Raw genomic sequence first — 22589 nt, 5'->3', positions numbered from 1 at the left:
TAATTTTCTTTTTCACTTGGGAACAGCAGATTGAGTTATCCAAAGTGACTGGATTGTTATGAAAATTGGCAGGAGCTTATGAATAGTCGAATACCTTTACCTCTTAAGAAAAGTGCCCTCGTGCGTTGGGTAGGGAGTGAAGAAAACTTTCAAATGGTATCGGAGCAATATTCAGAAACAGTCCCTCTAATTGAAGGCAATGTGGATATTTGCAAGGTGCAAGAGAACTTCTCTCTGCACTGGGGAACTACGACAGAACTCAAAGATCACCAAGTCATCTCAACGGCTCGTAAGGCTCTGATTTTAATAATTTTAAAAGAAGGGAAACTCGATTTCGGCTACGACGATTCAAACTTCGTTATGGATTCAAAACATGGCTATCAAGCCTTGGTAGTCAATCTAGCAAAACCCGCGACGTTCCGACGAACTGTTCAAAAAGGCAACAAGGTTTCTAAATTAAAAGTACTCATCCCGCACCATTGGATCCAAGAACGCATAGAATCTGGCAGCCGGATTGACGATTTCATTTCTCAACACTTATCCCATTTCGACTTGCAATCAAATCATCAGTTACAAGAACTACTCGACAAGATCATCCAGTTACAAGATGGAAGCGACACATTTAAGAAGATCAAGCTAGAGGCATTAACGCACAGCTTGGTATTAGAAGTGTTCGAACAGCTGTCTAATAGTGATACCGCGTTAGAAGTCAGAGTTACAGAAACACAAACAGCGGCGACTGAAAGTGCAAAGCACTCGATTGATGAGTTGGTTAATTACATCGAGGAGAACCTCGACAAAGACTTGTCAGTTAAGTCCTTGGCTGAATACGCGACCACTAGCGAGTCAAACCTTAGAAGAAAGTTCAAAGACGTAATTGGTTGCAGCATCAAAAGTTACATAAGACGTCGTCGGCTAGAAATGGCACGCAAGCACTTAGAACAAGGGTTGGTGTCAATCACTGAAGTAGCTTACCACGCAGGTTATCGACACCCTTCTAACTTCACCAGCGCTTATAAAAAAGCGTTTGGCTACCCACCAGCATTTTCAGTAAACAAACGCGATTGATTGCTCTAATAACTTGAGTTGAACAAATAAGAAAATGACAGAGGCATCAATAAAAAATGGAACGCTCTAGCGTTCCATTTTGAGTCATGAGGGAGTCTCAATCCATTCGGGTAATGAAGGTTTGCTCATCATCCACAAAAGCAACAAAGCCTCCGTGATAGATAAACACTCGACCACGTCCCTCAACTAAGCAGGCAAGCTGTGGATTCAAATCTTCTTCATTATCCGGGCTTTGAAAAGTGCCGGTATCGGTGATAACACCGCGAAGTGGAGGTAAGTATCCATAAGCGCGCTTGGCTTGATCAATCAGGCTCAATTCGCTAGCGACAGAGAAGCAGCGAGGGATCCTGCCTGCATCTTCAATAAACATAGTTTTCAGTTCTTCAAAAGCGGTAATAACCAGCCAGTCGATGTCATTAACTTGATGGATAAACATAGAGTTTCTCGGTAATTCTGATACGGGGATTCTATCACTATCTGAGGCTGAGCGGAGTAGAGATTGAGTTCTCACAGAGGCGCTCGGTGCCTTTCCGTCGTTCTACTTAAAATACGACCTTGTCGCACCTAAGTTGGAGCCCTAAAACGAGAGGGTTGGTATATCTACCAACCCTTGGAGTTTCAAAAACTAGTTCAGACTGAGGGATGATTAATGCTTGTACCTAAAGGTATTACTGTCATCAACAATCTCGATTCTGACAGGAACTGTGCCTTGCTTAACGTTGCCGATTTGTGCAAATGCTTTGTGTGAAAGGTCGATCACTCGGCCTTTTACGTAAGGGCCTCGGTCGTTAATTTTAACTTCGACAGACTTATTATTGGTAGTGTTAGTCACTCTCACGATCGTGCCAAAGGCTAAGGTTTTATGCGCTGCCGTGTAAGCATTCATATTATACGTCTCACCACTTGCAGTGAGCTTTCCATGGAACTTGTCACCATACCAAGAAGCTTTACCAGTCAAAGCATGTGACTTGGCATATTCCTTTGTTTTAGAACTGCCGACCGCCGACGTTGAGGTGCATCCGGCTAATATCATGAGAATAAGAGCGGTAAAGATGATATGTAGTTTTTTCATGTAACTTGGGTGCGCTAATTTGTGCATTTTTCTCTGTTTTCGTTGTGTTTTGGTTCGCCATACAATGCTGAGTATAGTCGCGGTTCAGCAAAGGCTACCATCCGGTATGAATGCACCATGTTTTCATGAAGATCGCTTTCTCCAGTCATGTTCATGAAAGGTTTTATCGTCAAAACGTCAACTTTAACAAAACCTATCAAAGTACTGCGGCCTGTCCATCAGTACTTTGAAAACAACAGGATCAATAACCCACCAAGCTCAAAAAACGTTCAAAGCATCCTATGCACAAAAACTATAAATAAGTTTTACAAGATTATCTTCAGAAACTAACGAACACAAAATACTTAAACCACGTACTTCTGAACAAAGAAATGCTTCTAAAGCTGCTTGTCCACATTGAATTATTAATAAAAATAAGTGATATAAAAGCCGAGGTCTATTTTATCATCCAAGCATCTTCAAGCTGACCAACGATCGGCCAGTGATAAGTTTCAGCAATCGAATAAATTAGAGCTTGAGCGAGGTCTCTTCCATTATCAGAATTTGTCATAATCACAGCGCCTTGACCTGTGTTCGGTAGTCCAACTAGCCAACCTTGGTAACCCGAGTTCTGGCCCAGCTTCATAAAATGAAGGTTATCACCTTGGCCCTTCACTACAAAGCCTAATCCATAAGGTGTATTTTTCTGACGAGAAAGAGATTGCCTTGCAAGTAAAGGGCTAACGATTTGTTTATTAGACCCTCTATAAGCTTTATTAATTGATATGATAAACTTGCCAATATCAGTAGGTGTGCTCCAAAGGCCAGCAGCTGCATATTCAGGATAAACTCTCCACTGATATGGAAATGCCTTACCATCACTATCAGTTGCTTGAGCCGCGTTGGCTAAATTATCATATGTGGGTTGAGCATAACTTGAATTGAACATCGCAAGCGGCTCAAAAATAAACTTATTAGCAGCTCTCTGAGCAGTCATTTGACTGATATTCTCAGTAATTAACTGAACAACCTGATAGCCACCGCCCGAATACTCATACGCGGTGGTAGGCTTTTGTGTTAACACAACAGGCTTACTATTTGCAGGTTCTTTACCACCCAGAGTTTCGAGAAGACTCGGTATTGACTCTCCAGGAGAGTAGCCAAAATACCCACCAACACCCAAACCAGATGACATACTCAATATTGTCCGTAAGGTCACATCATCATTTTGATGGTTTTTAGGGTTTGGTATACGCCAATTTCCAAGAAATGGCTCGACATTGTCATCTAAATCAATGAGTCCACTATCAACTAAGCTTAAAGCAAGAATTGCAAAAATAGATTTTGATATTGATCCTGCTTGAAATAATGTGTTTACATCGACTTCTTTCGATCCACTACTATTTATGTAGCCTATTGCATCAGCTCTAGCGATCTCGTTGTTCTCTATAACCGCAAAGCTCACAGCTGGCACTTTATAAGAGGCCATGGCTGAAATAATACTGCTAGTATCTAATGCAAACTCTTCTCTACTTGTTACACTTGAACCCTTCTCTAATATTTTTATATCTTTTCCAGTTGTAAGGGTCTCAGCGGGAACTAGAAACGAAAAAGTTACGCTAAAAAAAAGAAATATTGATACAAAAAGTCGATTATTAATCATCGAAAAACCTCGTAATACCTAAAGTGAGTAACTAGGCGTTTGATAAACGCTACATTCTTGACTAAAAGGCTTTTGCGTAATCAATTTGCGTACCAACGTATATCTTATATCTATCAACGATCTATAGTGATTTAAAAGTCAAATAAACAAAACGGGTGGTAAAAAAAACCAAGTTATGGTGTAAAACACCTCATTAAATAACGAAGAAAGTAATTACTGCGCTCTCTGATTTCATTGGTAACTCTAAAGTTAACAATATTTAATTATCTAACTAGCATAGGTAACTTAGTAACCGCTTTAATCGAATCTATGTGAGTTCAAGCTACAAAAAGGATTGGTATCTCTACCAATCCTCTTTGGGGGTGTTTAGGTTTTCTACCTTAAAGGCAATAACGCGATTACTCGTAATCTGTCGCGTACGTATCTTCGTATGAGTGAGAGTAGAATTCGAATAGGTTGCCAAACGGGTCTTCTAGGTAAACCATTTGTGCTTGTTTTAGCTCGTCTTCCGGGTGATAACGGTGAATGTCCATACGTACTTTACCGCCAAACTCTTCTACACGTTTGATAGCTGAATCAAATTGCTCTTTTGGAAGCTGCAGACAGAAATGGAAGATACCTAAACGAGAGAAATCTACTTCGTGACGCTCCTGGCGGTCAACCATTTCGAATAGCTCAACACCGATACCGTCTGAAGTTACTAGGTGAGCAATGTTGAAGCCTTTGAAGCCTTCACCAAATACAGCGATACACATGCGGCCGATTGCAGATTCGCGTTCTTCCATCACTTTAGTGTTGTTCATTACAACTCTTAGGCCTAAGGCTTTAGTATAAAACTCTACTGCTTTGTCCATGTCGCCTACCATGATGCCTACGTGATTCATTTTCATAACTTTCTCCAATTCGTTTTTATTCTGTGCTTTCGAAGCTTAGCTTCTGTATTTCGTTTCGATGAAGAGAGTATAGGTAGAGCTATTAATTAAATGAAATTATCATAATTTATATTAATAATAATTTTATATTATCAAAAAAACCAATGAGATCCTAACCCACTTCAGAAACGCCAAATAAATACTCACACTATACATAGGCACTCACGCTAATAGAGATAAGCCTAATGTAGAGAACAACCTAACGAGCATAGTCACTCAAATTAGGTGTTGCCGACGTTTGGTAGCTTTTGTCGATAACTTTCTCCTTTCAAAGATAGGAATCACCTATTGAATCTATAGAAATGTCCGATTTCACTAATTTTCGGTGCGGATGCAATATATCTCCATCGACGCGGGATAGCGTTAAACACTACAAATTAGAAAGAGAATCCAAACATGATCAATACAGAAATCAAACCATTCAACGCAACAGCATTCAAAAACGGCGAGTTCGTAGAAATCACTGAGCAAGACGTTAAAGGCAAGTGGGCAGTGTTCTTCTTCTACCCAGCAGACTTCACTTTCGTATGCCCAACTGAGCTAGTTGACCTACAAGAAAAATACGCAGAGCTTCAATCTCGCGGTGTAGAAGTTTACTCAGTATCAACTGACACTCACTTCTCTCACAAAGCATGGCACGATACTTCTGACAAAATCGGCACTATCGAATACTTCATGGTAGGTGACCAAACAGGCACTATCACAAACAACTTCAACGTAATGCGTGAAGGTCAAGGCCTAGCAGACCGTGCTACGTTCCTAATCGACCCAGAAGGCATTATCCAAGCAATGGAAATCACTGCTGAAGGTATCGGTCGTGACGCTGAAGACCTACTACGCAAGGTTAAAGCAGCACAATACGTAGCGGCTAACCCAGGTGAAGTTTGCCCAGCTAAATGGAAAGAAGGCGAAGAGACTCTAGCACCATCTCTGGACCTAGTAGGTAAGATTTAATCTATGCCTATCTAAAAAGAACAAATCAAACGGTTCTACAGGCGCGCTTCGGCCTCCCTCCTAAAGGGCAGTTGCGCGCCACCCTTTCAAAGCAGCAACACCACATTCAATTTGCCGACTTGCGCCCCCTTTTTATTTTCCTTTTTCAGCAAGAAGGTATTGGTCAATACCACGACACAGAATTTAAGAGCAGGCACGATTATGTTAGATCAAGCAATGAAGCAGCAGCTAAAAGCATACCTAGAAAACTTAAAAACCAATGTTCAGTTAGTACTGAGCCTAGATGACAGCGATACCGCACACAAACTCCAAGGCCTAGCAAATGACATCGCATCTTTAACCGATAAAATTGAAGTAACTCGCGATGATAGCGCAAGCACGCGTAGCCCTATCATGCAGGTAGTCAACCAAGAGAAAGGTACTGCGATCGGTTTCGCCGGTTTACCAATGGGTCACGAGTTCACGTCACTGGTACTGGCACTGCTTCATAGTGGTGGTCACCCTATCAGGCTTGAAGCTGACGTAATCGAGCAAATAAAAGAATTAGATCAAGAGCTTAATGTAGAGATTTTCATCTCACTATCGTGCCAAAATTGTCCAGAAGTGGTTCAGGCATTCAACATGATGTCAGCGATTAACCCGCTGATTAAGACCACTATGATTGATGGCGCAGCATTCCAAGAGGAAGTGAAGTCTCGCGATATCATGGCGGTACCAAGTGTATTCATTAATGGTGAACTATTCGGTCAAGGCCGTATGTCACTAGCTGAGATCCTTAATAAAGTAGACTCTGGCGCAGCGGAAAAGAACGCAACAAACCTAAACCAACAAGCGCCATTTGACGTGTTAGTTGTGGGTGGTGGCCCTGCTGGTTCTTCAGCAGCTATCTACGCAGCACGTAAAGGCATTCGCACTGGTGTCGTTGCAGACCGCTTTGGTGGCCAAGTCATGGATACCATGGCAATTGAGAACTTTATTTCAGTGAAAGCGACGACGGGTCCTAAGTTAGTGGCTAGCCTAGAAGAGCACGTAAAAGAGTACGGCGTAGAAGTAATGACTGAGCAGCGTGCTGCCAACATCATTGCTGCAGAAGACACGAAAGACGGCTACATCCACGTTGAATTAGAGAGTGGCGCAACACTGCGAGCTCGCTCTGTTATCACAAGTACAGGTGCACGCTGGCGTGAAATGAACGTTCCGGGTGAGCAAGAATACCGCAACAAAGGCGTGGCTTACTGCCCACACTGTGACGGTCCACTATTCAAAGGTAAGAAAACAGCGGTTATCGGTGGCGGTAACTCAGGCATCGAAGCGGCTATCGACCTAGCAGGTATTGTGGAACATGTAACCGTGCTAGAGTTTGCTGACACACTACGTGCTGACCAAGTACTTATCGACAAAGCGAACGCAACGCCAAACATCGAAATCATCAAAATGGCTCAAACCACACAAGTGTTGGGTGATGGAAACCGCGTAACAGGTCTGGAATACAAAGACCGCAACACTGAAGAGCTTAAACAGATTGAGCTTGCGGGTATCTTCGTTCAAATCGGTCTGATGCCGAACAGCGAATGGTTGAAAGGTTCGAAGGTTGAGCTTTCACCACGCGGTGAGATTGAGATTAACGCTCATGGCGCAACATCGATGAAAGGTGTGTTTGCAGCAGGCGATGTAACCACAGTACCTTACAAGCAGATCATCATTGCGATGGGTGAAGGTGCGAAAGCAAGTCTAGGCGCATTTGACCACCTAATCCGTAACCCCGCTCCAGTTAAAGTAGCTGAAACCGCTTAATCTTGTAATCAAATTTTCCTTAAGTGTCCTTGTTAACGTATCAGTTATGATTAACTTATTAGTGATGATTAACTGACTGTTTATCGTTAACGACTTTGTCGATATTTAGACACCACTCCTATGGATTTAGGAGTGGTTTTTTTCTTTGGTAAAGACGCTCTACGCTGGTTGATAAAGCATAAAAGCAACCACTAACGCTAGGCTTCCACCCAAACAGCGGTTAACCATCACCATTTGTTTTGGTGATTGCAGAAGGCGCTGCAACATAGTGCCGCAATACGCCCAAACCAACATACACAAGACACCAGTTCCGACCATGATAGTGGTAATCGTCACCACTTGAATCAGGTAATCTGCCTGTGTGGTAATAAACTGAGAAAACACCGTTAACGAAGCAATCCATCCTTTCGGGTTCAATACTTGAATCAAAACGCCAGACATGAACCCTGAGCGATTCACCGACTCTTCTTGCTCAATTTCCATATTGGCAATCGACCACGCCATAAACAGTAAATAAGCCGCCCCAAGGTACTTCATTACCGTGTAGATCTCTGGGTAAAGGGTAAATAGGCTCACTAAGCCAGCACTTGAACCCGCCAGTATGATGATAATGCCAAAAGCGTTACCAGAGACAAAAGGCAATGTTGCCGCAAATCCATATCGACTTGATATCCCAAGCAATGCAATGTTTCCTGCTCCCGGTGTAATTCCAATCGATATTGAAAACAACAAGAACGCTAGCATTAATTGAGCGCTCATTCTTTCTCTCCTAGTAAATAAAACGTTATTGGGAGAAGAGTTTACCGATTCGAGTAGGAATTAAATTGCTATATGCGCTAGTATAAAATCAAATTTGAGCAGAATTCCTCTAAAAACACCATGAAAGTGAAAGAATCCACCAATGAAGTGCTAGATGATACGGATATTGCCATTCTTGGACATATCCAAAAAGATGGGCGCATGAGTAACAGCAAGCTTGCCGAGAAGGTCAACCTGAGTGAAACACCTTGCTGGCGTCGTTGGAAACGCATGGAAGAGACGGGCTATATTGATGGCTATACCGCGCAGCTTAATCGCAAAAAGCTAGGGCTTCATGTGGCAGGTTTTACCCTAGTGACACTCGGTAACCATGAGGTTGAAAACACCGAGCCTTTTGAAGAATTTGTCGCAGTGACAGACTGGATCACCATGTGTCACTGCATTGCAGGCGGTGCCGATTACATGATTCAGGTTTTGGCGAGAGATCTGGAAGAGTATTTTGAGCGAATCAGCTCAATTCGACGAGTGAAAGGCGTCAGTGCAATTCAATCTAACATTTCAGTGAAGGAGCTTAAAAACAGCTACCAACTGCCACTGCAAGATTAGTGGATTGAAAACTTAGAAGCCCAGTCAGCGATAATGCGACTGGGCTTTTTGTTGTCTTACTTATAAGAGTATCTGCCTCAGAAAGGCTTGAGACTGAGTTAGCTCCTACTCACAAGGGTGTGCGAGATGAATTAGCGCTAAACCGCCCAATGACGTTTCACGATACTTCTTATTCATATCTTTACCCGTTTGATACATGGTCGCGATAACCTTATCAAGTGAGATCAAGGATTTACTATTACGCTTTAATGCCATGCGAGATGCATTAATTGCTTTCATCGCACCCATCGCATTTCGCTCAATACACGGCACTTGTACCAAACCACCAATTGGGTCACACGTCATACCTAATGAACAATCATCGCTTCCATACCAGAGTTATAAACCTAACCAGTCATGCCTACAAACGTCATTGCACTGATATAAATTGCACGATTTGCTGTTGAGCCACAAAGCCATAATGCATAACGGCACGATCGAGTTGATGTGCCATCCCGTTTTTTGCCAGTGAAGAACAGAGATCACTATCTAGCTACCTCACTAAGCGAGTGGAAGAACACGCCTTATTGACGAATCCGGCCTTACAACAATAGCTCCCTGACAATGGTATTGAGTGCATTGAATTCGATCAGCTTTAGCTAAATCCTAAAATTAATCTAGTCGAAAATACGCTGAGCACCCTGACCTTGGTCATGCAGAATATCTTCTGGGTTCAATAGATGGCATTTCTGCATGCTCAGACAGCCGCAGCCAATACAGCCTGTGAGATTTTCTTGTAGTGAACGGATCTGTGCCATCTTACTGTCGAGTTGCTCCTTCCATTTCTTTGCCACTCGCTCCCAATCGCGCTTAGTTGCGGTGTGGTTCATCGGCAAGCTAGACAACTCTTCGGTGATCTCTTCTAGCGTGAAACCTATCGACTGAGCGACTTGAATCAGGGCAATCCGTCTCAGCATCGCTGATTGATATCGTCGTTGATTACCATTGGTGCGGATAGAGGCAATCAATCCTTTGGTTTCATAAAAACGCAGAGCCGAGGGTGCGACACCACTGCGCTCCGAGAGTTGACCAATCGTTAAATACACGATGTTTTTCATGTTGTTACTTTCCCTGAATGTATTGCAGATAGATTCAAATTCGTTTTGGATTATAGCTAAAGTTAACCTTAAGTTTAGCTATATTGACTAAATTACGTTGACAACACGTGAAACATCTTTACCTGAAACAAAAAGCAGCCGTCAAATGATGGCTGATTTAGCTTAGTGTAAAATATAAATCTTATATTCAGACCTTCTTCATGATCATCTTAAGATTCTCGATCATCTCTAGGTTAGTCATCTCGCCCGTCTCCATATTAAAGTTATCGTAGAAGCTTGGCACTGACATCGAACCTTTCACGTCTGCGTCAAAGTAAGGCGCTGAGTTCACTGCAGAAGACAGCACCGAGGTCGCACCACCTGGGCCAGGAGAAGTTGCAAGCATCACCACAGGTTTGCCTTGGTACACTTTCATATCGATGCGTGATGCCCAATCAAACACATTTTTAAACGCCGCTGTGTATGAACCGTTGTATTCTGCAAAAGAGATGACTACCGCGTCTGATTCTCCGATTTTGTCAAAGAAGCGTTGAGCGTGTTGATGAATGCCCGAGTCTTGCTCTCTCTTCTCGCTATAAATTGGCATCTCAAAATCATTGAGATCAAGCACCTCAACTTGCGCGCCTTCGACTAAACCTGCGGTGTATGCTGCAAGCTGTTGGTTGATTGATGTTGTACTGTTAGTTGCGCCAATCGCTAATACTTTCATTATTTATCCTCAAATTTGGTTAGAAACATTTCTTTAGAAGTGAAAAAATGATGGTTTGTATTTTTAGATTGGGAAGGATGATAAAACCTCAAGTTAACTTTAGGTAAAGCGATATTTTCAAAAAAACAGGAAATAATTTAAAAGTACTTATAAAACAATGATTTGTAATGTGTAAATGGGTTGATAATTTAATGGAGAACACAAGCACACTCACAAATCCAGTGAATGTGCTTTAACGACGTGCTGTTTACTTAAGTGGATTGAGTGGACCAACACCAGAATAGGCAACGCCCGATAGTTCTGCCATCTCACGATTCCATGTAGTCAAATCGTGAGGGTTGAATTGATTCAGATGATCATGTCCACACGCTCTCGCCATCACTTGCATTAATTCGGTCGACGCCTCGAAGAAGTTTTTAAGCTGATTCGAAGCCTTCTCGACATTTAAACGCTGGCGTAAGTCGGCCTTTTGAGTCGCGATACCCGCCGGGCAATTATTAGTGTTACACATTCTCGCTGCCACACATCCTATCGACTGCATGGCACTATTTGAGATAGCGACACCATCAGCACCAAGCGCCATCGCTTTTACAAAGTCCATCGGCACACGTAAACCACCCGTGATGATCAATGTAACTCGGTCACTGGCGCCTTGTTTATCAAGGTAGGCTCTAGCGCGAGCCAAAGCTGGAATCGTTGGCACACTGATATGATCTCGGAACATTTCTGGCGCAGCCCCAGTACCGCCGCCTCGACCGTCTAAAATGATGTAATCGGCACTGGCATCCAATGCAAACTGAATATCTTCTTCGATATGGTTAGCACTTAGTTTAAAGGCAATTGGGATACCGCTCGTCACTTCTCGAACTCGGTCGGCGAATTTCTTGAAATCCGCTGCGGTTTTTAAATCTTTAAAAGTAGGAGGAGAAATCGCCGCAGTGCTCGCTTCAATACCACGTACTTCCGCGATCTTACCGATATTTTTGACGCCAGGCAGATGCCCGCCCGTTCCGGTTTTTGCGCCTTGCCCACCTTTAAAATGAAAGGCTTGAACATTTTTTAGCTTGGCTTCATCGTAACCAAACTGAGCACTAGCTAACTCATAAAAGTAACGAGAATTGGCGGCCTGTTCCTCGGGTAACATGCCGCCTTCCCCTGAGCATATCCCGGTTCCTGCAAGTTCAGCTCCTGTCGCCAAAGACACTTTCGCCTCCTCAGATAGCGACCCAAAACTCATGTCCGATACAAACAGCGGAATATTGAGCTTCAATGGTTTTCTGGCGTTAGGGCCAATAATCAGTTCCGTTCCTACTGGCACATTTTCCAATAAAGGCTTGGTGGCCATTTGCGCAACCATCACTTGAATGTCATCCCAGTGAGGCAAGAGGTGCCTAGGTACACCCATAGAGGTCATAGGCCCATGACGTCCTACTTTGGACAAGCCATCACGCGCTAGTTGGTGAATAAACTCCACGGTAGGCTATTCTTTGGTTGCGGTTGCTGCAGGGGATAAATCAGGGGCAGCCGCTTAAATGTGAACTTCAGGGCCTTCTTGCCCAACTTGCTCCGCAGTGAACTGTTTATGAGTGCCATCGCAAAAAGGAAGGTTGTTAGAATACTTGCAACGGCAAAGGTAAGCATCACCGTCCTCTTCGGCGACAAAGCTTTTCGGTTTGAACCCCGTACCGGCATGAGAACCGGCACAAAACGGTTGGCTTTTCGATTTCCCACAGGTACTGAAGTAATACTCCTCTCCCTTCGTCAGCTCTACTTTTACGGGTTTGTTATCCGCAATTACTGGACTCTTCATAGTTCGCTCACCTTTTCTTTCTTATGATTTGATGACTGAAGCGATGACTTGCTCACAAGAGTAAAGTAAAGGTGAGATACGCGGCTAATTCAATAAATGGCTCAATAGATAGGGTTAGTGAACCAACTCAATAGAAAGAAAAATGGCCGCCCAATAGGCAGCCATTATGTGCGATAGCTTAGTAGAAACGAATGGACGTGAGATTAATCAAACAACTCGATGACCAGTTTGTTATCTCGGATCACCAGATTCGGTTCTGATGACTTGATCAACGACTCTTGAACCTTGTTGCTATCCAGTTTGAATACGGGAGATTGAGACAAAGCAAAACCGATCATCGATACCGCAGGCTTAAGCAGCTTTTCAATCTCAGGAGATAGCTGTTGCTCCTTCTCTTCAAATCGCTCTAGACGCAATGACTTGAGGTACACTTCACCGCTTTCCTTATCATATTCAGGAATCGCGCTGAATTCTAAATCTAGGTCTAACCCCATATTCGGCATATTGAACACTTGAACTTTTGCATTGGTGTTCGCTAACACTGACACTCGCTGTTCATCTGTTCGACCAATTTTCACTTGTAGATCATCGACCGCGACTTGCGCATACATCACGCTTTGTACACCTACCTCTTGTTCAAGCATGACTGAATCAGCAAGATATTCTGTCATCTCTTGTTCGGTAATGCTGTAGCTGACACAACCACTCAAGATGAGCGCGATACAGGTGATGATTAAGCGATTAATTAGCTTGGTTGTCATGTAAATTCGACTCTTAATTTCTAATTGCATGGAACGGATGTTACCTCGAGATGATATCGTAAAACAGTCGTCACACTGACAGTGTCGGATATGTAGGCGGAATGATCCACTTAATCAACATTCGCGTATAGCTTGGAAATGGCAAAAATAGTAAAGAAATCAATGACTGAATTAACAATATTTTATGATGGAACGTGTCCACTGTGTGCAAAAGAGATGGCTGCGCTCGCCAAGTACGATACTAAAAACAAGATTCAGACCATCGACATCTATAGTGAAGCGTTTGCAAGCTACCCTCAGATTGATGCGAATGCGGCTAACACCGTTCTGCATGCTCTCGATGAGAACGGGAAGCTAGTTCTGGGGTTGGACGTGACCTACCAAGCATGGAACTTAGTAGGAAAAGGTTGGCTTTATGCGCCATTACGTTGGGCCATATTTAAGCCGTTTGCAGACTGGTGCTACCTAAGGTTTGCCAAGAATCGATATAAGATCTCATTCTGGCTGACCGGAAAATCACGTTGCAATGGAAACAGCTGTACCAAATAGTAGTGATTTAAGACATACCACTGGCGACTTTGTAGTAAACGATGCCAAACAGTGCAGCAAATACTAATACGGTAAGAGCGACTTTCAACCAAATAAACTTCATGCTTCGTCCTTTTCAATCGAGTTACTGATTCAGGCGACAAGTTATCACAACATAACAAACGGTTGTGTAATGATTGATAGAACTTTGTAGTCAAACCAATCACAGTAAGTAAGGGGTCAAAAATAGCGCAGGGAAAAAGCTTGAGAACAAGACAGATTTTTCGATAAGTAGTTATTCTACAATCAAAAAAATCTAACGAAGTTATCGAGTTTTTTAACAAGCTAGGGTGAACCGTTATTTAATTCGATTGGTATCACACCTAATTCCCAGAGAGAGACTTTATGTCGGCAAAAGAGAGAAACCTTCCCACTCATCGACTTTCTAGATTTAGTAAGTTCGCCTCGCTGGCGACAAGAGTCGCAAGTAACGTGCTAACAGAAGGCACCAAGCAAATCGCACAAGGCAATAGGCCCAAGGCAAAGGATTTGCTGTTAACGCCACAGAACATCGCTCGCCTGACCGATCAACTCGCACACTTGCGCGGTGCGGCTATGAAATTAGGACAGATGCTTTCAATGGATGCGGGGGATGTCTTAGAACCGGAGTTAGCCGACATTCTTTCTCGCCTGCGCTCAGACGCTGACCCACTGCCAACAAAGCAGCTCAATCAAGTCTTAGAGAGCTCACTTGGGAACGATTGGAAAACCGAGTTCCTTTCCTTCAACTTTAAACCGATAGCCAGTGCCTCCATCGGCCAGGTGCATCAAGCTTACAGCGATGCTGGGGACAAGCTCGCCGTCAAAGTCCAATATCCAGGGATTCGAAAAAGTATCGACAGTGATGTAGATAACGTCGGCACACTGCTCAACATTGTTGGTCTGATACCGAAATCGGTCGACTACAAAGGTTTGTTAGAGGAAGCAAAAAAGCAACTCCATGATGAAGCAGACTATGCTCGCGAGGCTGACTATGCGACCCGTTATTACAATGCATTAAAAGAACACTCACACTTCGTCGTACCTGAGGTTCATCCGCAAGTCTCTTCAGAATCCGTGCTCGCTATGGACTTCATTGAGGGCGTTTCAATAGAACAGATAGAAAGTTACGACCAAAGCACCCGTGACTTTGTAATGCACAGCTTGCTTGAGCTCCTATTCAGAGAGTTGTTCGACTTTAAGATGGTGCAAACCGATCCCAATTTCGCCAACTACCTTTACGTTGAAAACACACGACAAATTGGCTTATTAGATTTCGGAGCAACACGTGAGTACAGTGACCGCTTCAGTGAGGGTTATCGTTTGGCCTTTTCCTCTGTCATTAACAACGATGAGCAAGGGCTCAACCAAGCTTTAGAGCAGATTGGATTCTTTAGCGAGACAATTCTTCCTGAACAACGCCAAGCGATTCTAAACCTAGTGAAGATGGCTTGTGAGCCGATGTTAGTAGACGAAGACTACGACTTCAAAGCAAGTGGGTTAGCGCAACGTCTTCGTGAAGCCGGCACAATTCTGAGCATGGAACAAGAATATTGGCATACCCCACCTGCCGATGCGCTGTTCTTACACCGAAAGATCGGAGGTATGTATCTACTCGCGGCTCGCCTTGGTGCGAAAGTGAATATCAGTCGCTTGGTCTCTCCATACCTTATCTCAGAGAACAAATGCACGACTAAAAGCGCGAGTTAAAGAGACGCTAAATAATACGCAAAGTGATCATTTCATCGTGCTCAAGAGTAATAACCATTACGCCAACTAAAATGAGCCAACCCTATGAAATGTTCACTACTTTGCTCAACCGCACTGATCACAAGCCTCACGAGTTCCATCGCCTTTGCAGCGAGCTGTCCCGAGATACTCAGTGGCCAGCAACGCTTACTAAATTCAACCGAAGAAATCGCGCTGTGCGATGAGTTTAAAGGCAAAACTCTGTTGGTGGTAAATACAGCGAGCCAATGTGGTTTCACTCCGCAGTTTGAGCAGCTCGAACAACTTCATCAAACCTACAAAGATCAAGACTTCACCGTTATCGGTTTCCCAAGTAATGATTTTCGCCAAGACAAGGGAAGCGAAGAGAAGACGGCAAAAGTCTGTTACCTCGACTACGGCGTGACCTTCCCTATGATGGCGCGAGCTTCACTGTCTGGTAGCAACGCCAACCCCGTGTTTACAGAGATACAACAGCAAGCGGGCGTAACGCCTAAGTGGAACTTTTACAAATTCTTGATCAGTAAAGAAGGTAAAGTCGTCGCCACCTTCCCTAGCTCCACATCACCAGTGAGCGCTACGCTCAAAAACGCGATCGAGCAGCAGCTATGAATACAGATTATATGGCAACAACTCAAACCCGTAACACCATGGCCAAACTGGGGTACATGGGATTAATTCCGTTTTTATTCGGTCTTCTCCTTTCGCTCACCGACAGCCAATTTATGGGGATAAGCGGTGAAACGCTCTTCATCACCTACAGCGTGGCAATTTTGAGCTTTCTTTCAGGGATTTTGTGGGCAAATGGAATAGAGAACTTTGAAAGCCAATCAAGCAACAAAGCGCTACTGCTAAGCAACGCGATTGTGCTCGTCGCTTGGCTGGCCGTATTGCTTGGCGAACAAAAGGAACTGGTGACAACTCTGATTCTTATCCTTGGTTATATGGCGGTTTGGCGAGCTGAAAGGACGATGAGAGAAGAGAACCAGAGCCAAGGTCCCGACGGCTACTTTGATATGAGAACTCGGCTCACCTCTAGTGTCGTGTTGATGCACGGTATCGTGATGCTGACCTAGAGCTACGAGACTGCCTTCGAAGCATGAGCCTTTGATTGACAACCGTTAACAACAATCTAGATGATGAGCTGCATCACTAACCTCGGCTCATCATCACCGAAATAGTTTTCTTCTTGTTTGATCGTAGAAAATCCCATTGATGCGTAGAGCGCGCAAGCGGATGTGTTATTTGGATCTACAGTGAGCAAAAGCTTAGCGTCTCGCGACAACTACTCAACCGCCTGTTGCATCAGTTTCCGGCCAATTCCCATACCGCGATAATTCGGGTCTACCGCTAATGATAGGACCCAAAACTCATTCTGCATGTCCGTGGTTGTCGTTAAGACATAGCCCGCAATCTTTGAGTCTTGCTTAGCGACTAATAAGCCTTTTCCCCAGCAATCAAATGCCTGACGAATGAAAAATTGCGGATAGGCATGGTCACCAAACAAAGCATGTTCAAGCTGGTAAATTTCAGCCAGTTCCTGTTTTTCCGCACAGACAATATTCATAGATAGACCTTTATAGATTTGACTCCAACCTTGTTACAGCTGACCTTCCACGCTAGCTAACCAAGTTGGTAATTGATCTCTAAACCAGTGGATGTATTTCGAAGCTTCAGGGTTGTTACGCGAGACTAAAATATTCGTGACTTCGACAACGATCCAGCTTTTCGCGATGATCAATTGTTTTATTAAATCTTCTCGGGAAATCAGATTGTTATGAAGTAGATACTGGTCAACAATAAACTCATAGTCAGACAAAGTGCCCATCCGAGAAACGAGCGGTGCCAAATCGATAGCTGGGCTGCCATAACCAAAACGCTCCCAATCAAATAATACGAGCTCACCATTGTCTCTTCTGCCCCAATTACCTTCGTTCGAATCACCCGAAAGCAAGGTGTTATGGTGAAACAAAACATCACTATGCTGCTGGATACGCAATAAGCTGTCTTGAGTCACTTGAGGTAAATTCAGAGACATGAGTGCTGCTTCAGTGTCACTGGTACTCCAACTATGCTCTTTCACTGCAAAACTCGGCGAGTATTGAGACTGATGAATACGAGATAGTTGCTGATACACCTCTGAAGTTGTTTGAAGCTCATTTAGTGTTAAAGAGTGAGGAATGTGCTCGATGAACAGAGTATCTCCTTCCACAGCCAACAATTTAGGACTGTGCACACCAGACAAATGCTGCGCAGCATGTTGGTAAAAAGAAATCTCAACTTCACCCGCCCCTTGCTTTCGAATACAAGGTACGCCGTTACGATTTACAAGAGTGACCTTAGCCGAACCCATTTTAGATAGGTCTTTGTTACTCATTAGAGCTCCCTGAAAATACAATGAAACGCCTTTCCTTTATCGCTTATTTACCAAGCGCGCCTCTATCAATGACCATTGCCGAGCGAAAGGCAAAAAGTTCTTATGAGGTATGAATTTACGTGCGGCTAAGTTCTGCTTTAAATACACCTCTTCCAACGCCCAAATATGGTGGTCAGCAAAAATGCCCCAAGCACAGACTCCATCAGTCATACTCGCTTTTGAAAGTTCATTAATGGACAAATAACCGCTAACAAATTCGACCGACTTCTTCACATCCATATCAAACATGTACATGCAAGCCCGAGCTATTTCGTAGGCAGGTGGCATGTATTGAACCAAGTCCCAATCAATAATACCACTCACCTTAGAACGATTATCAAAGAAGAGATTATAATGATGGAAGTCGCCGTGAATCAGTACTCGCTCGGTTTTGGTCTGATAAGAGTGGACACTGTGGTCACTTGCTAAAAAACAACGTTGCTGCATAGACCTTCGCAACGCCCAGACATCCTCAACGTTTTGATCCCCTTTTGCTTCGATAGCAGCAATGATCTTATCAAGACGCTGTAGCCATTGATCTCTGTTCCATGACAGTTGAGCCACTGGAAATATTTCGTTTTGCATTAAACTTCGAGGATAGAGACTCAACTGACGATGAAGCTTAGCAAGGGTAATGCCGGCTTCAAATGCATGCTTGTCTGTCAAAGCATGCTTCTCAATCAATGAACCATGAGCTTCTGGAAACAACGCATAGTATTCGCCATTGACCTCAACAAAGCTTTGACCATCTGTGCTGAGGCAAGGCGACACGACAGTGGGTACTTTTTGAGATAAAAAGAACAGCAGTTTATGCTCATTCATTATACGGCTGGCATCATGAGCCCGGTACTTCCTCAAAAAGAAAGCTGGCGTAGATTCAACCTTATACACCGAGTTGTTTGCCCCAAGAGTAACTTCAGCTAAGGACATATGGGGTTTGGTTTCTGGCCAATGAGAGAGGATTTCTGTACTTACCATATTACTTTCAGCCCTAATTCGTTACTGTCTACTTACCAGCAGATTAGCACCGGATAGAGCAAGAAAAACCGAGCACGCTTTGTTGAAACGCTTCGCCATTTGCGGCTTGGAGAACCAATTTCTGAGATATAAACCAAAGGCAGCGTAGATAGATATCGCGAGCAGCTCTAGCACTAGGAATGTGACACCTAGAATGAAGAATTGTGTGTTTACATTGGCTGAAACATCAACGAATTGAGGCAGAAATGCGGTAAAGATGAGTATCGCTTTGGGGTTGCCAGCCGCAAGGGCGAACTCTTGTTTAGCTAGACCAAACCAGTTTTTATTGCGTTCGATGCCTACGATAGGGCTAACTTGAGAACGCCATAAATTAAACGCGATCCACAATAGATACATTGCGCCAAACAGCTTGATAAAAAAGAACAAGGTCTCAGAAGTATAAAGAACGACGGCCAAGCCAGACGCCGCCAACGCAATCATGCCAGAGAAAGCAACAATTCTGCCTAACCCTGCGATAAATGCAGCTTTAAAGCCATAGCAACGGGCATTATTCATCGACAAAAGATTATTTGGGCCAGGCGTCATGTTCAGCGCAAAGCACGCTGGAATAAACAGCAGCAACTTCCATATTTCCATTGGTATGTCCTAGTTTCAATATGCCAAGGCAATTGAATCATTAAAGTTAAAATGTCCCTTCATAATTAAAGTTTATCTTTTTAGCAAGCCATAAAAAGAGATACTGGTCGGCCATCCTCACTTTCAACTAATTCTCAAAGAATTTTTCATATTCTGGAGTTGATAGGTTTTCAGCAACGCCCATTTCACCCACAAAGTAGATTGCGCTGGTTATCGTATCTATTGTTGGGTTCGATTCGCGTTCAGGAAAATCCCCCGCAGAAGAAACTAATTGTGGTTCGGATATCGAATTACAGACAAGGCTGTTACAAACGCTGTGTTGCTTTTTCAAAGATGGAGGCTCTGGGGCATTAAAATGGTGAGACAATAAATCTTGGTTAACAAGCTCAGTAGAAGCATAAGACAGAGTTGAGCAAAACGCTGAAACTACAATCCACTTATTCATATATCTTTCCGTAGTAAGCATTCATTTAATTTATAAATACTATCTAATTCAGTTAATAATGAACAGTGTTTTATTTAGTTGGCGTGTGACTGTTTTTCCGGTGTGAGCTTATCAAGTAGAGCCTGTGGAATAACGATCACCGAATATTTCACAAAGGCCACCAGCGTAATCAATGCAACAACGGTTCCTAAAACAAACTCATGGACATCGACCAGGAAAAGTCCTAGAACACGGTCACCAGCAATAGCGACAATGGCAATGCTGAGTGCAGTTATCCATCTACGATGATCATAAGGCAAACGCTCCATCGATTGGCTAACAAAATACAGAACCAGTAGCCTCAAAGTATAAATAGCACACAGAACCGCAATCACGCCCCACACTCCGTATATTGGGGTAATGGTAAAATAACCAATTGCTGCCAATACCGCACAGCCGCCTTGTATCCACATCTGAGATTGACTTGAGTTACCGCTGAAACAGCCTAAATTGAGGTAGTCGCCTGCACTTTTAATAACAGCGATAGCCAGCAATGCGACCACTATAACCCCAGCCTTATGATAACTGCTTGGTAAGATAAGAGAAATGAAGCCAGGGACAGTTAAGATCATCAAGCCCCCTAACACTATGGCTAGGTTAACTCCGATTAAGGCTCTGTCTGCACACATCTTGCTACCACCAGGTTGCTGAAGCATGGCGACTCGGTTTGGAAACCACCAAAGCGCGTAAGGTTGCAGTAGCAAGCCTAGAATTAACGCAAACTTACCACTAACCGCATAAATGGCCAGCTCCTCTACTCCAACAAAACTTGCCATCACCCAGCGATCTAGCCCGGTGATCATGTAAATGGATGCCCCGCCAACCAAGGTTGGTAACCCAAATTTCAAGATCTTTGCTGAATATTGAAAACAACCTAAACTGCCCATCTGCTGCCATTGATAACTCACCAGACAAAGCATCAATAGCAGACTAGAAGCAGCGGCAGAAATCAGCACGCCATCAATGCCATAACCCGCTTCGAGCAGGCCAAACGTCATAATAGCCTGAACACCGGCTTTCAATACGTTGAGTTGGCAAAAACGTTTCGCCATGGCGTTCATTCGCATCAAAGTAAGAGGGATAGATATTGCCCCATCGAGTATCGTAGGAATGAGTAAAAGAACGATCTGATAAGGTTTGAATTCAACAGGTAACATCAGCAGCAACAGAGGCATACTGAGCGCAATGAGCACGCCGCCGAGTACACACACCACTAAACTGAGCGTAAAGCAGTTAGATATCAGCTTGCGCTTCTCATCACCTTCAGCGACGCCAACGTAACGATACATCGATTCAACAATACCGAAACTAAACAGGATCGTACCGATGTCCGCCAGTAAGACGATCGCTTCTAATGATCCATATTCTGCCAACGTCATTTTGTGAGTAATGTAAGGGATCATCACCAAAGAAATCCCTTTCATCATCAATATGCCAATAGCGTAATAGGCTGACTGTTTTAACGAACCCATACGAGTCACCGATCCCTTACCAAACAGGCTTTAGGAAACTCTTACAGTCACCTATCAAATGTCGCAATGTACGTTTTTGAGGGGCCATCACTAAAGAGCGGAAACTGTAGACAATAGCCTGTCTGTTCTGTTGCAAGCTTCGATAATAGTCTGCATAACCCTCTAATATTCTCGCCTTTGCAACTTTAAAACTAGACTGAGGTAAATTCCAACGCTGGCTGTTATTTTGATAACGCTGAAGAATGGTCTCTATAGAAGCTAGGTTTCTGAGCTTGAGGTCTTCAGTTTGAGTCACTGATGTTGCTCTCATTAAGTAGCCCACCTCAACAGAGTTCAACACACCAATCTGATGGTTTTCACTCATTCGAAGCCACAACTCCCAATCTTCGCCATACTTGATGTCGGCATTAAAGCTATCGGTTTGAGAAAACACATCGGCTTTCACCATAACGGTCGACGTACCAATCACGTTATTCTCAATGATGAACTCTAGTGGGTTATCGATGTTGATGAACTGCTCATCTCTATTTTGAAATTGCGACCAATAGCTAAAGCAATCAACAATAACTTCATAGTCTTCTGTTAGGTGCTCGTAGTTAGTAAAACTCATCGCCATGTCAGGGTATCGTTGGTGGAACTCGAGCTGGCGCTCAATTTTTTCAGGAAACCAGAAATCATCCGCATCTAAAAAGGCAATAAATTCACCAGTTGCCTTCTCTATACCTAGATTTCTTGCTTGTGGTGCTCCTACTCCCAAAGTTGATAACTTAACGATCCGGTGATCTTGAATCGACGCGAGATAAGTCGACGTTCCATCATTGCTATTGTCATCAATAATGATGAGTTCAATGTCTTGATGGGTTTGTTGTAATACGCTGCCAATTGCCTTTGGCAGATAGTCCAAGCAATTATAGGTTGGGATAACAATACTCACTTTAGCCATAATGACGCTCTCTCAATTATTTCTTGTACAGCTAACAGTGCATCTTCTATGCCGAGTTCAGAAAACGATTAGAGTGCATTCATATCAGCCACTTACGGCTCTATTCGCAAAATGACAACTGAGCACAACACGCCAGAAAGCACACAATTTAAAATTGATTT

General features: G+C 43.5%; 22 protein-coding genes and 4 pseudogenes. 9 read left to right on the top strand and 17 right to left on the bottom strand.

Going from position 1 to position 22589, the window contains the following annotated elements:
• Window positions 1–78: 78 nt before the first annotated feature.
• Window positions 79–1068, top strand: coding sequence for a helix-turn-helix transcriptional regulator (locus BTO10_RS11320; protein WP_258097672.1), 990 nt, complete (start codon window positions 79–81; stop codon window positions 1066–1068).
• Window positions 1069–1165: 97 nt separating this feature from the next.
• Here the strand turns inward: BTO10_RS11320 and BTO10_RS11315 are convergent, their stop codons facing one another.
• The 4 genes from BTO10_RS11315 to BTO10_RS11300 form a co-directional block, all read right to left on the bottom strand.
• On the bottom strand, window positions 1166–1504 hold the full coding sequence (locus BTO10_RS11315; protein WP_004739996.1) for a hypothetical protein: 339 nt from the start codon (window positions 1502–1504) through the stop codon (window positions 1166–1168).
• A gap of 210 nt (window positions 1505–1714) precedes the next feature.
• The gene (locus BTO10_RS11310; RefSeq protein ID WP_004739995.1) at window positions 1715–2167 is read right to left on the bottom strand and encodes a septal ring lytic transglycosylase RlpA family protein; all 453 of its coding nucleotides are present in this window, start codon (window positions 2165–2167) and stop codon (window positions 1715–1717) included.
• Window positions 2168–2576: 409 nt separating this feature from the next.
• The gene (locus BTO10_RS11305) at window positions 2577–3782 is read right to left on the bottom strand and encodes a serine hydrolase domain-containing protein (RefSeq protein WP_105024579.1); all 1206 of its coding nucleotides are present in this window, start codon (window positions 3780–3782) and stop codon (window positions 2577–2579) included.
• Window positions 3783–4180: 398 nt separating this feature from the next.
• Entirely contained in the window at window positions 4181–4672 is a 492-nt protein-coding gene (locus tag BTO10_RS11300) for a VOC family protein (protein WP_004739993.1), read from the bottom strand.
• Window positions 4673–5110: 438 nt separating this feature from the next.
• Here BTO10_RS11300 and ahpC point away from each other — a divergent pair, with 438 nt between their 5' ends.
• Entirely contained in the window at window positions 5111–5668 is a 558-nt protein-coding gene (gene ahpC / locus BTO10_RS11295) for an alkyl hydroperoxide reductase subunit C (RefSeq protein ID WP_063522278.1), read from the top strand.
• A 201-nt stretch (window positions 5669–5869) separates the two neighbouring features.
• Window positions 5870–7462, top strand: coding sequence for an alkyl hydroperoxide reductase subunit F (gene ahpF, locus BTO10_RS11290; RefSeq protein WP_105024578.1), 1593 nt, complete (start codon window positions 5870–5872; stop codon window positions 7460–7462).
• 159 nt (window positions 7463–7621) lie between these two features.
• Here the strand turns inward: ahpF and BTO10_RS11285 are convergent, their stop codons facing one another.
• A complete protein-coding gene (locus tag BTO10_RS11285; RefSeq protein ID WP_004739990.1) occupies window positions 7622–8221 on the bottom strand; it encodes a LysE family translocator in 600 nt (199 codons plus the stop codon).
• A gap of 120 nt (window positions 8222–8341) precedes the next feature.
• Between BTO10_RS11285 and BTO10_RS11280 the strand changes: the two genes are divergently transcribed.
• Window positions 8342–8827: an Lrp/AsnC family transcriptional regulator gene (locus BTO10_RS11280; RefSeq protein ID WP_004739989.1), complete on the top strand. Its 486-nt coding sequence runs from the start codon at window positions 8342–8344 to the stop codon at window positions 8825–8827.
• A gap of 105 nt (window positions 8828–8932) precedes the next feature.
• On the opposite strand, the pseudogene BTO10_RS11275 reads toward BTO10_RS11280, so the two are convergent.
• Window positions 8933–9181: pseudogene (locus tag BTO10_RS11275) on the bottom strand (L-serine ammonia-lyase, iron-sulfur-dependent, subunit alpha); the annotation flags it as partial.
• Between the two features lie 73 nt (window positions 9182–9254).
• Here BTO10_RS11275 and BTO10_RS23725 point away from each other — a divergent pair.
• Window positions 9255–9420: pseudogene (locus BTO10_RS23725) on the top strand (carbohydrate deacetylase); the annotation flags it as partial.
• Window positions 9421–9483: 63 nt separating this feature from the next.
• On the opposite strand, the gene soxR reads toward BTO10_RS23725, so the two are convergent.
• The 4 genes and pseudogenes from soxR to BTO10_RS11250 all read right to left on the bottom strand — a co-directional run bounded on the left by soxR (window position 9484) and on the right by BTO10_RS11250 (window position 13204).
• Entirely contained in the window at window positions 9484–9924 is a 441-nt protein-coding gene (gene soxR / locus BTO10_RS11265) for a redox-sensitive transcriptional activator SoxR (RefSeq protein WP_105024577.1), read from the bottom strand.
• Window positions 9925–10111: 187 nt separating this feature from the next.
• On the bottom strand, window positions 10112–10633 hold the full coding sequence (locus tag BTO10_RS11260; protein WP_105024576.1) for an NADPH-dependent FMN reductase: 522 nt from the start codon (window positions 10631–10633) through the stop codon (window positions 10112–10114).
• Window positions 10634–10880: 247 nt separating this feature from the next.
• A pseudogene (locus BTO10_RS11255) lies at window positions 10881–12443 on the bottom strand (glutamate synthase-related protein).
• 203 nt (window positions 12444–12646) lie between these two features.
• The gene (locus BTO10_RS11250) at window positions 12647–13204 is read right to left on the bottom strand and encodes a DUF1439 domain-containing protein (RefSeq protein WP_105024575.1); all 558 of its coding nucleotides are present in this window, start codon (window positions 13202–13204) and stop codon (window positions 12647–12649) included.
• Window positions 13205–13366: 162 nt separating this feature from the next.
• Here BTO10_RS11250 and BTO10_RS11245 point away from each other — a divergent pair, with 162 nt between their 5' ends.
• From BTO10_RS11245 to BTO10_RS11230, 4 genes are all read left to right on the top strand, one after another.
• Window positions 13367–13753 (top strand): thiol-disulfide oxidoreductase DCC family protein, encoded by a 387-nt coding sequence (locus tag BTO10_RS11245; RefSeq protein WP_004739984.1) that lies wholly within the window; start codon window positions 13367–13369, stop codon window positions 13751–13753.
• 384 nt (window positions 13754–14137) lie between these two features.
• Window positions 14138–15481 (top strand): ABC1 kinase family protein, encoded by a 1344-nt coding sequence (locus BTO10_RS11240; RefSeq protein WP_105024574.1) that lies wholly within the window; start codon window positions 14138–14140, stop codon window positions 15479–15481.
• An 84-nt stretch (window positions 15482–15565) separates the two neighbouring features.
• Window positions 15566–16111, top strand: a complete 546-nt coding sequence (locus BTO10_RS11235) for a glutathione peroxidase (protein ID WP_105024573.1) — start codon at window positions 15566–15568, stop codon at window positions 16109–16111.
• Window positions 16108–16575, top strand: a complete 468-nt coding sequence (locus BTO10_RS11230) for a DUF3429 domain-containing protein (RefSeq protein ID WP_105024572.1) — start codon at window positions 16108–16110, stop codon at window positions 16573–16575. The genes BTO10_RS11235 and BTO10_RS11230 overlap by 4 nt, the downstream gene beginning before the upstream one ends.
• Window positions 16576–16631: 56 nt before the next feature.
• Here BTO10_RS11230 and BTO10_RS11225 read toward each other — a convergent pair.
• The 7 genes and pseudogenes from BTO10_RS11225 to BTO10_RS11195 form a co-directional block, all read right to left on the bottom strand.
• Window positions 16632–17066 (bottom strand): annotated as a pseudogene (locus tag BTO10_RS11225) (GNAT family N-acetyltransferase).
• 33 nt (window positions 17067–17099) lie between these two features.
• On the bottom strand, window positions 17100–17876 hold the full coding sequence (locus BTO10_RS11220) for a phosphotransferase family protein (protein WP_004739978.1): 777 nt from the start codon (window positions 17874–17876) through the stop codon (window positions 17100–17102).
• A gap of 36 nt (window positions 17877–17912) precedes the next feature.
• On the bottom strand, window positions 17913–18893 hold the full coding sequence (locus tag BTO10_RS11215; RefSeq protein ID WP_105024571.1) for a phosphotransferase enzyme family protein: 981 nt from the start codon (window positions 18891–18893) through the stop codon (window positions 17913–17915).
• Between the two features lie 21 nt (window positions 18894–18914).
• Complete coding sequence (locus tag BTO10_RS11210; RefSeq protein WP_004739976.1) at window positions 18915–19529, bottom strand: LysE family translocator; 615 nt, start codon at window positions 19527–19529, stop codon at window positions 18915–18917.
• A 127-nt stretch (window positions 19530–19656) separates the two neighbouring features.
• Window positions 19657–19974 (bottom strand): hypothetical protein, encoded by a 318-nt coding sequence (locus tag BTO10_RS11205; RefSeq protein WP_105024570.1) that lies wholly within the window; start codon window positions 19972–19974, stop codon window positions 19657–19659.
• A 74-nt stretch (window positions 19975–20048) separates the two neighbouring features.
• Window positions 20049–21485 (bottom strand): lipopolysaccharide biosynthesis protein, encoded by a 1437-nt coding sequence (locus BTO10_RS11200; RefSeq protein ID WP_105024569.1) that lies wholly within the window; start codon window positions 21483–21485, stop codon window positions 20049–20051.
• 16 nt (window positions 21486–21501) lie between these two features.
• Window positions 21502–22428 (bottom strand): glycosyltransferase family 2 protein, encoded by a 927-nt coding sequence (locus tag BTO10_RS11195; RefSeq protein ID WP_105024568.1) that lies wholly within the window; start codon window positions 22426–22428, stop codon window positions 21502–21504.
• Window positions 22429–22589: the final 161 nt, after the last annotated feature.

The organism is Vibrio chagasii, from assembly GCF_002954585.1.
GTDB lineage: Bacteria > Pseudomonadota > Gammaproteobacteria > Enterobacterales > Vibrionaceae > Vibrio > Vibrio chagasii_A.
This window is presented reverse-complemented; position numbering and strand designations above follow the sequence as displayed.

What these genes read in the sequence shown, in the direction of transcription:
- BTO10_RS11320 (WP_258097672.1), top strand. Translation starts at nt 79, where the DNA reads ATGAATAGTCGAATACCTTTACCTCTTAAGAAAAGTGCCCTCGTGCGT.
- BTO10_RS11315 (WP_004739996.1), bottom strand. Translation starts at nt 1,504, where the DNA reads ATGTTTATCCATCAAGTTAATGACATCGACTGGCTGGTTATTACCGCT.
- BTO10_RS11310 (WP_004739995.1), bottom strand. Translation starts at nt 2,167, where the DNA reads ATGCACAAATTAGCGCACCCAAGTTACATGAAAAAACTACATATCATC.
- BTO10_RS11305 (WP_105024579.1), bottom strand. Translation starts at nt 3,782, where the DNA reads ATGATTAATAATCGACTTTTTGTATCAATATTTCTTTTTTTTAGCGTA.
- BTO10_RS11300 (WP_004739993.1), bottom strand. Translation starts at nt 4,672, where the DNA reads ATGAAAATGAATCACGTAGGCATCATGGTAGGCGACATGGACAAAGCA.
- ahpC (WP_063522278.1), top strand. Translation starts at nt 5,111, where the DNA reads ATGATCAATACAGAAATCAAACCATTCAACGCAACAGCATTCAAAAAC.
- ahpF (WP_105024578.1), top strand. Translation starts at nt 5,870, where the DNA reads ATGTTAGATCAAGCAATGAAGCAGCAGCTAAAAGCATACCTAGAAAAC.
- BTO10_RS11285 (WP_004739990.1), bottom strand. Translation starts at nt 8,221, where the DNA reads ATGAGCGCTCAATTAATGCTAGCGTTCTTGTTGTTTTCAATATCGATT.
- BTO10_RS11280 (WP_004739989.1), top strand. Translation starts at nt 8,342, where the DNA reads ATGAAAGTGAAAGAATCCACCAATGAAGTGCTAGATGATACGGATATT.
- soxR (WP_105024577.1), bottom strand. Translation starts at nt 9,924, where the DNA reads ATGAAAAACATCGTGTATTTAACGATTGGTCAACTCTCGGAGCGCAGT.
- BTO10_RS11260 (WP_105024576.1), bottom strand. Translation starts at nt 10,633, where the DNA reads ATGAAAGTATTAGCGATTGGCGCAACTAACAGTACAACATCAATCAAC.
- BTO10_RS11250 (WP_105024575.1), bottom strand. Translation starts at nt 13,204, where the DNA reads ATGACAACCAAGCTAATTAATCGCTTAATCATCACCTGTATCGCGCTC.
- BTO10_RS11245 (WP_004739984.1), top strand. Translation starts at nt 13,367, where the DNA reads ATGACTGAATTAACAATATTTTATGATGGAACGTGTCCACTGTGTGCA.
- BTO10_RS11240 (WP_105024574.1), top strand. Translation starts at nt 14,138, where the DNA reads ATGTCGGCAAAAGAGAGAAACCTTCCCACTCATCGACTTTCTAGATTT.
- BTO10_RS11235 (WP_105024573.1), top strand. Translation starts at nt 15,566, where the DNA reads ATGAAATGTTCACTACTTTGCTCAACCGCACTGATCACAAGCCTCACG.
- BTO10_RS11230 (WP_105024572.1), top strand. Translation starts at nt 16,108, where the DNA reads ATGAATACAGATTATATGGCAACAACTCAAACCCGTAACACCATGGCC.
- BTO10_RS11220 (WP_004739978.1), bottom strand. Translation starts at nt 17,876, where the DNA reads ATGAGTAACAAAGACCTATCTAAAATGGGTTCGGCTAAGGTCACTCTT.
- BTO10_RS11215 (WP_105024571.1), bottom strand. Translation starts at nt 18,893, where the DNA reads ATGGTAAGTACAGAAATCCTCTCTCATTGGCCAGAAACCAAACCCCAT.
- BTO10_RS11210 (WP_004739976.1), bottom strand. Translation starts at nt 19,529, where the DNA reads ATGGAAATATGGAAGTTGCTGCTGTTTATTCCAGCGTGCTTTGCGCTG.
- BTO10_RS11205 (WP_105024570.1), bottom strand. Translation starts at nt 19,974, where the DNA reads ATGAATAAGTGGATTGTAGTTTCAGCGTTTTGCTCAACTCTGTCTTAT.
- BTO10_RS11200 (WP_105024569.1), bottom strand. Translation starts at nt 21,485, where the DNA reads ATGGGTTCGTTAAAACAGTCAGCCTATTACGCTATTGGCATATTGATG.
- BTO10_RS11195 (WP_105024568.1), bottom strand. Translation starts at nt 22,428, where the DNA reads ATGGCTAAAGTGAGTATTGTTATCCCAACCTATAATTGCTTGGACTAT.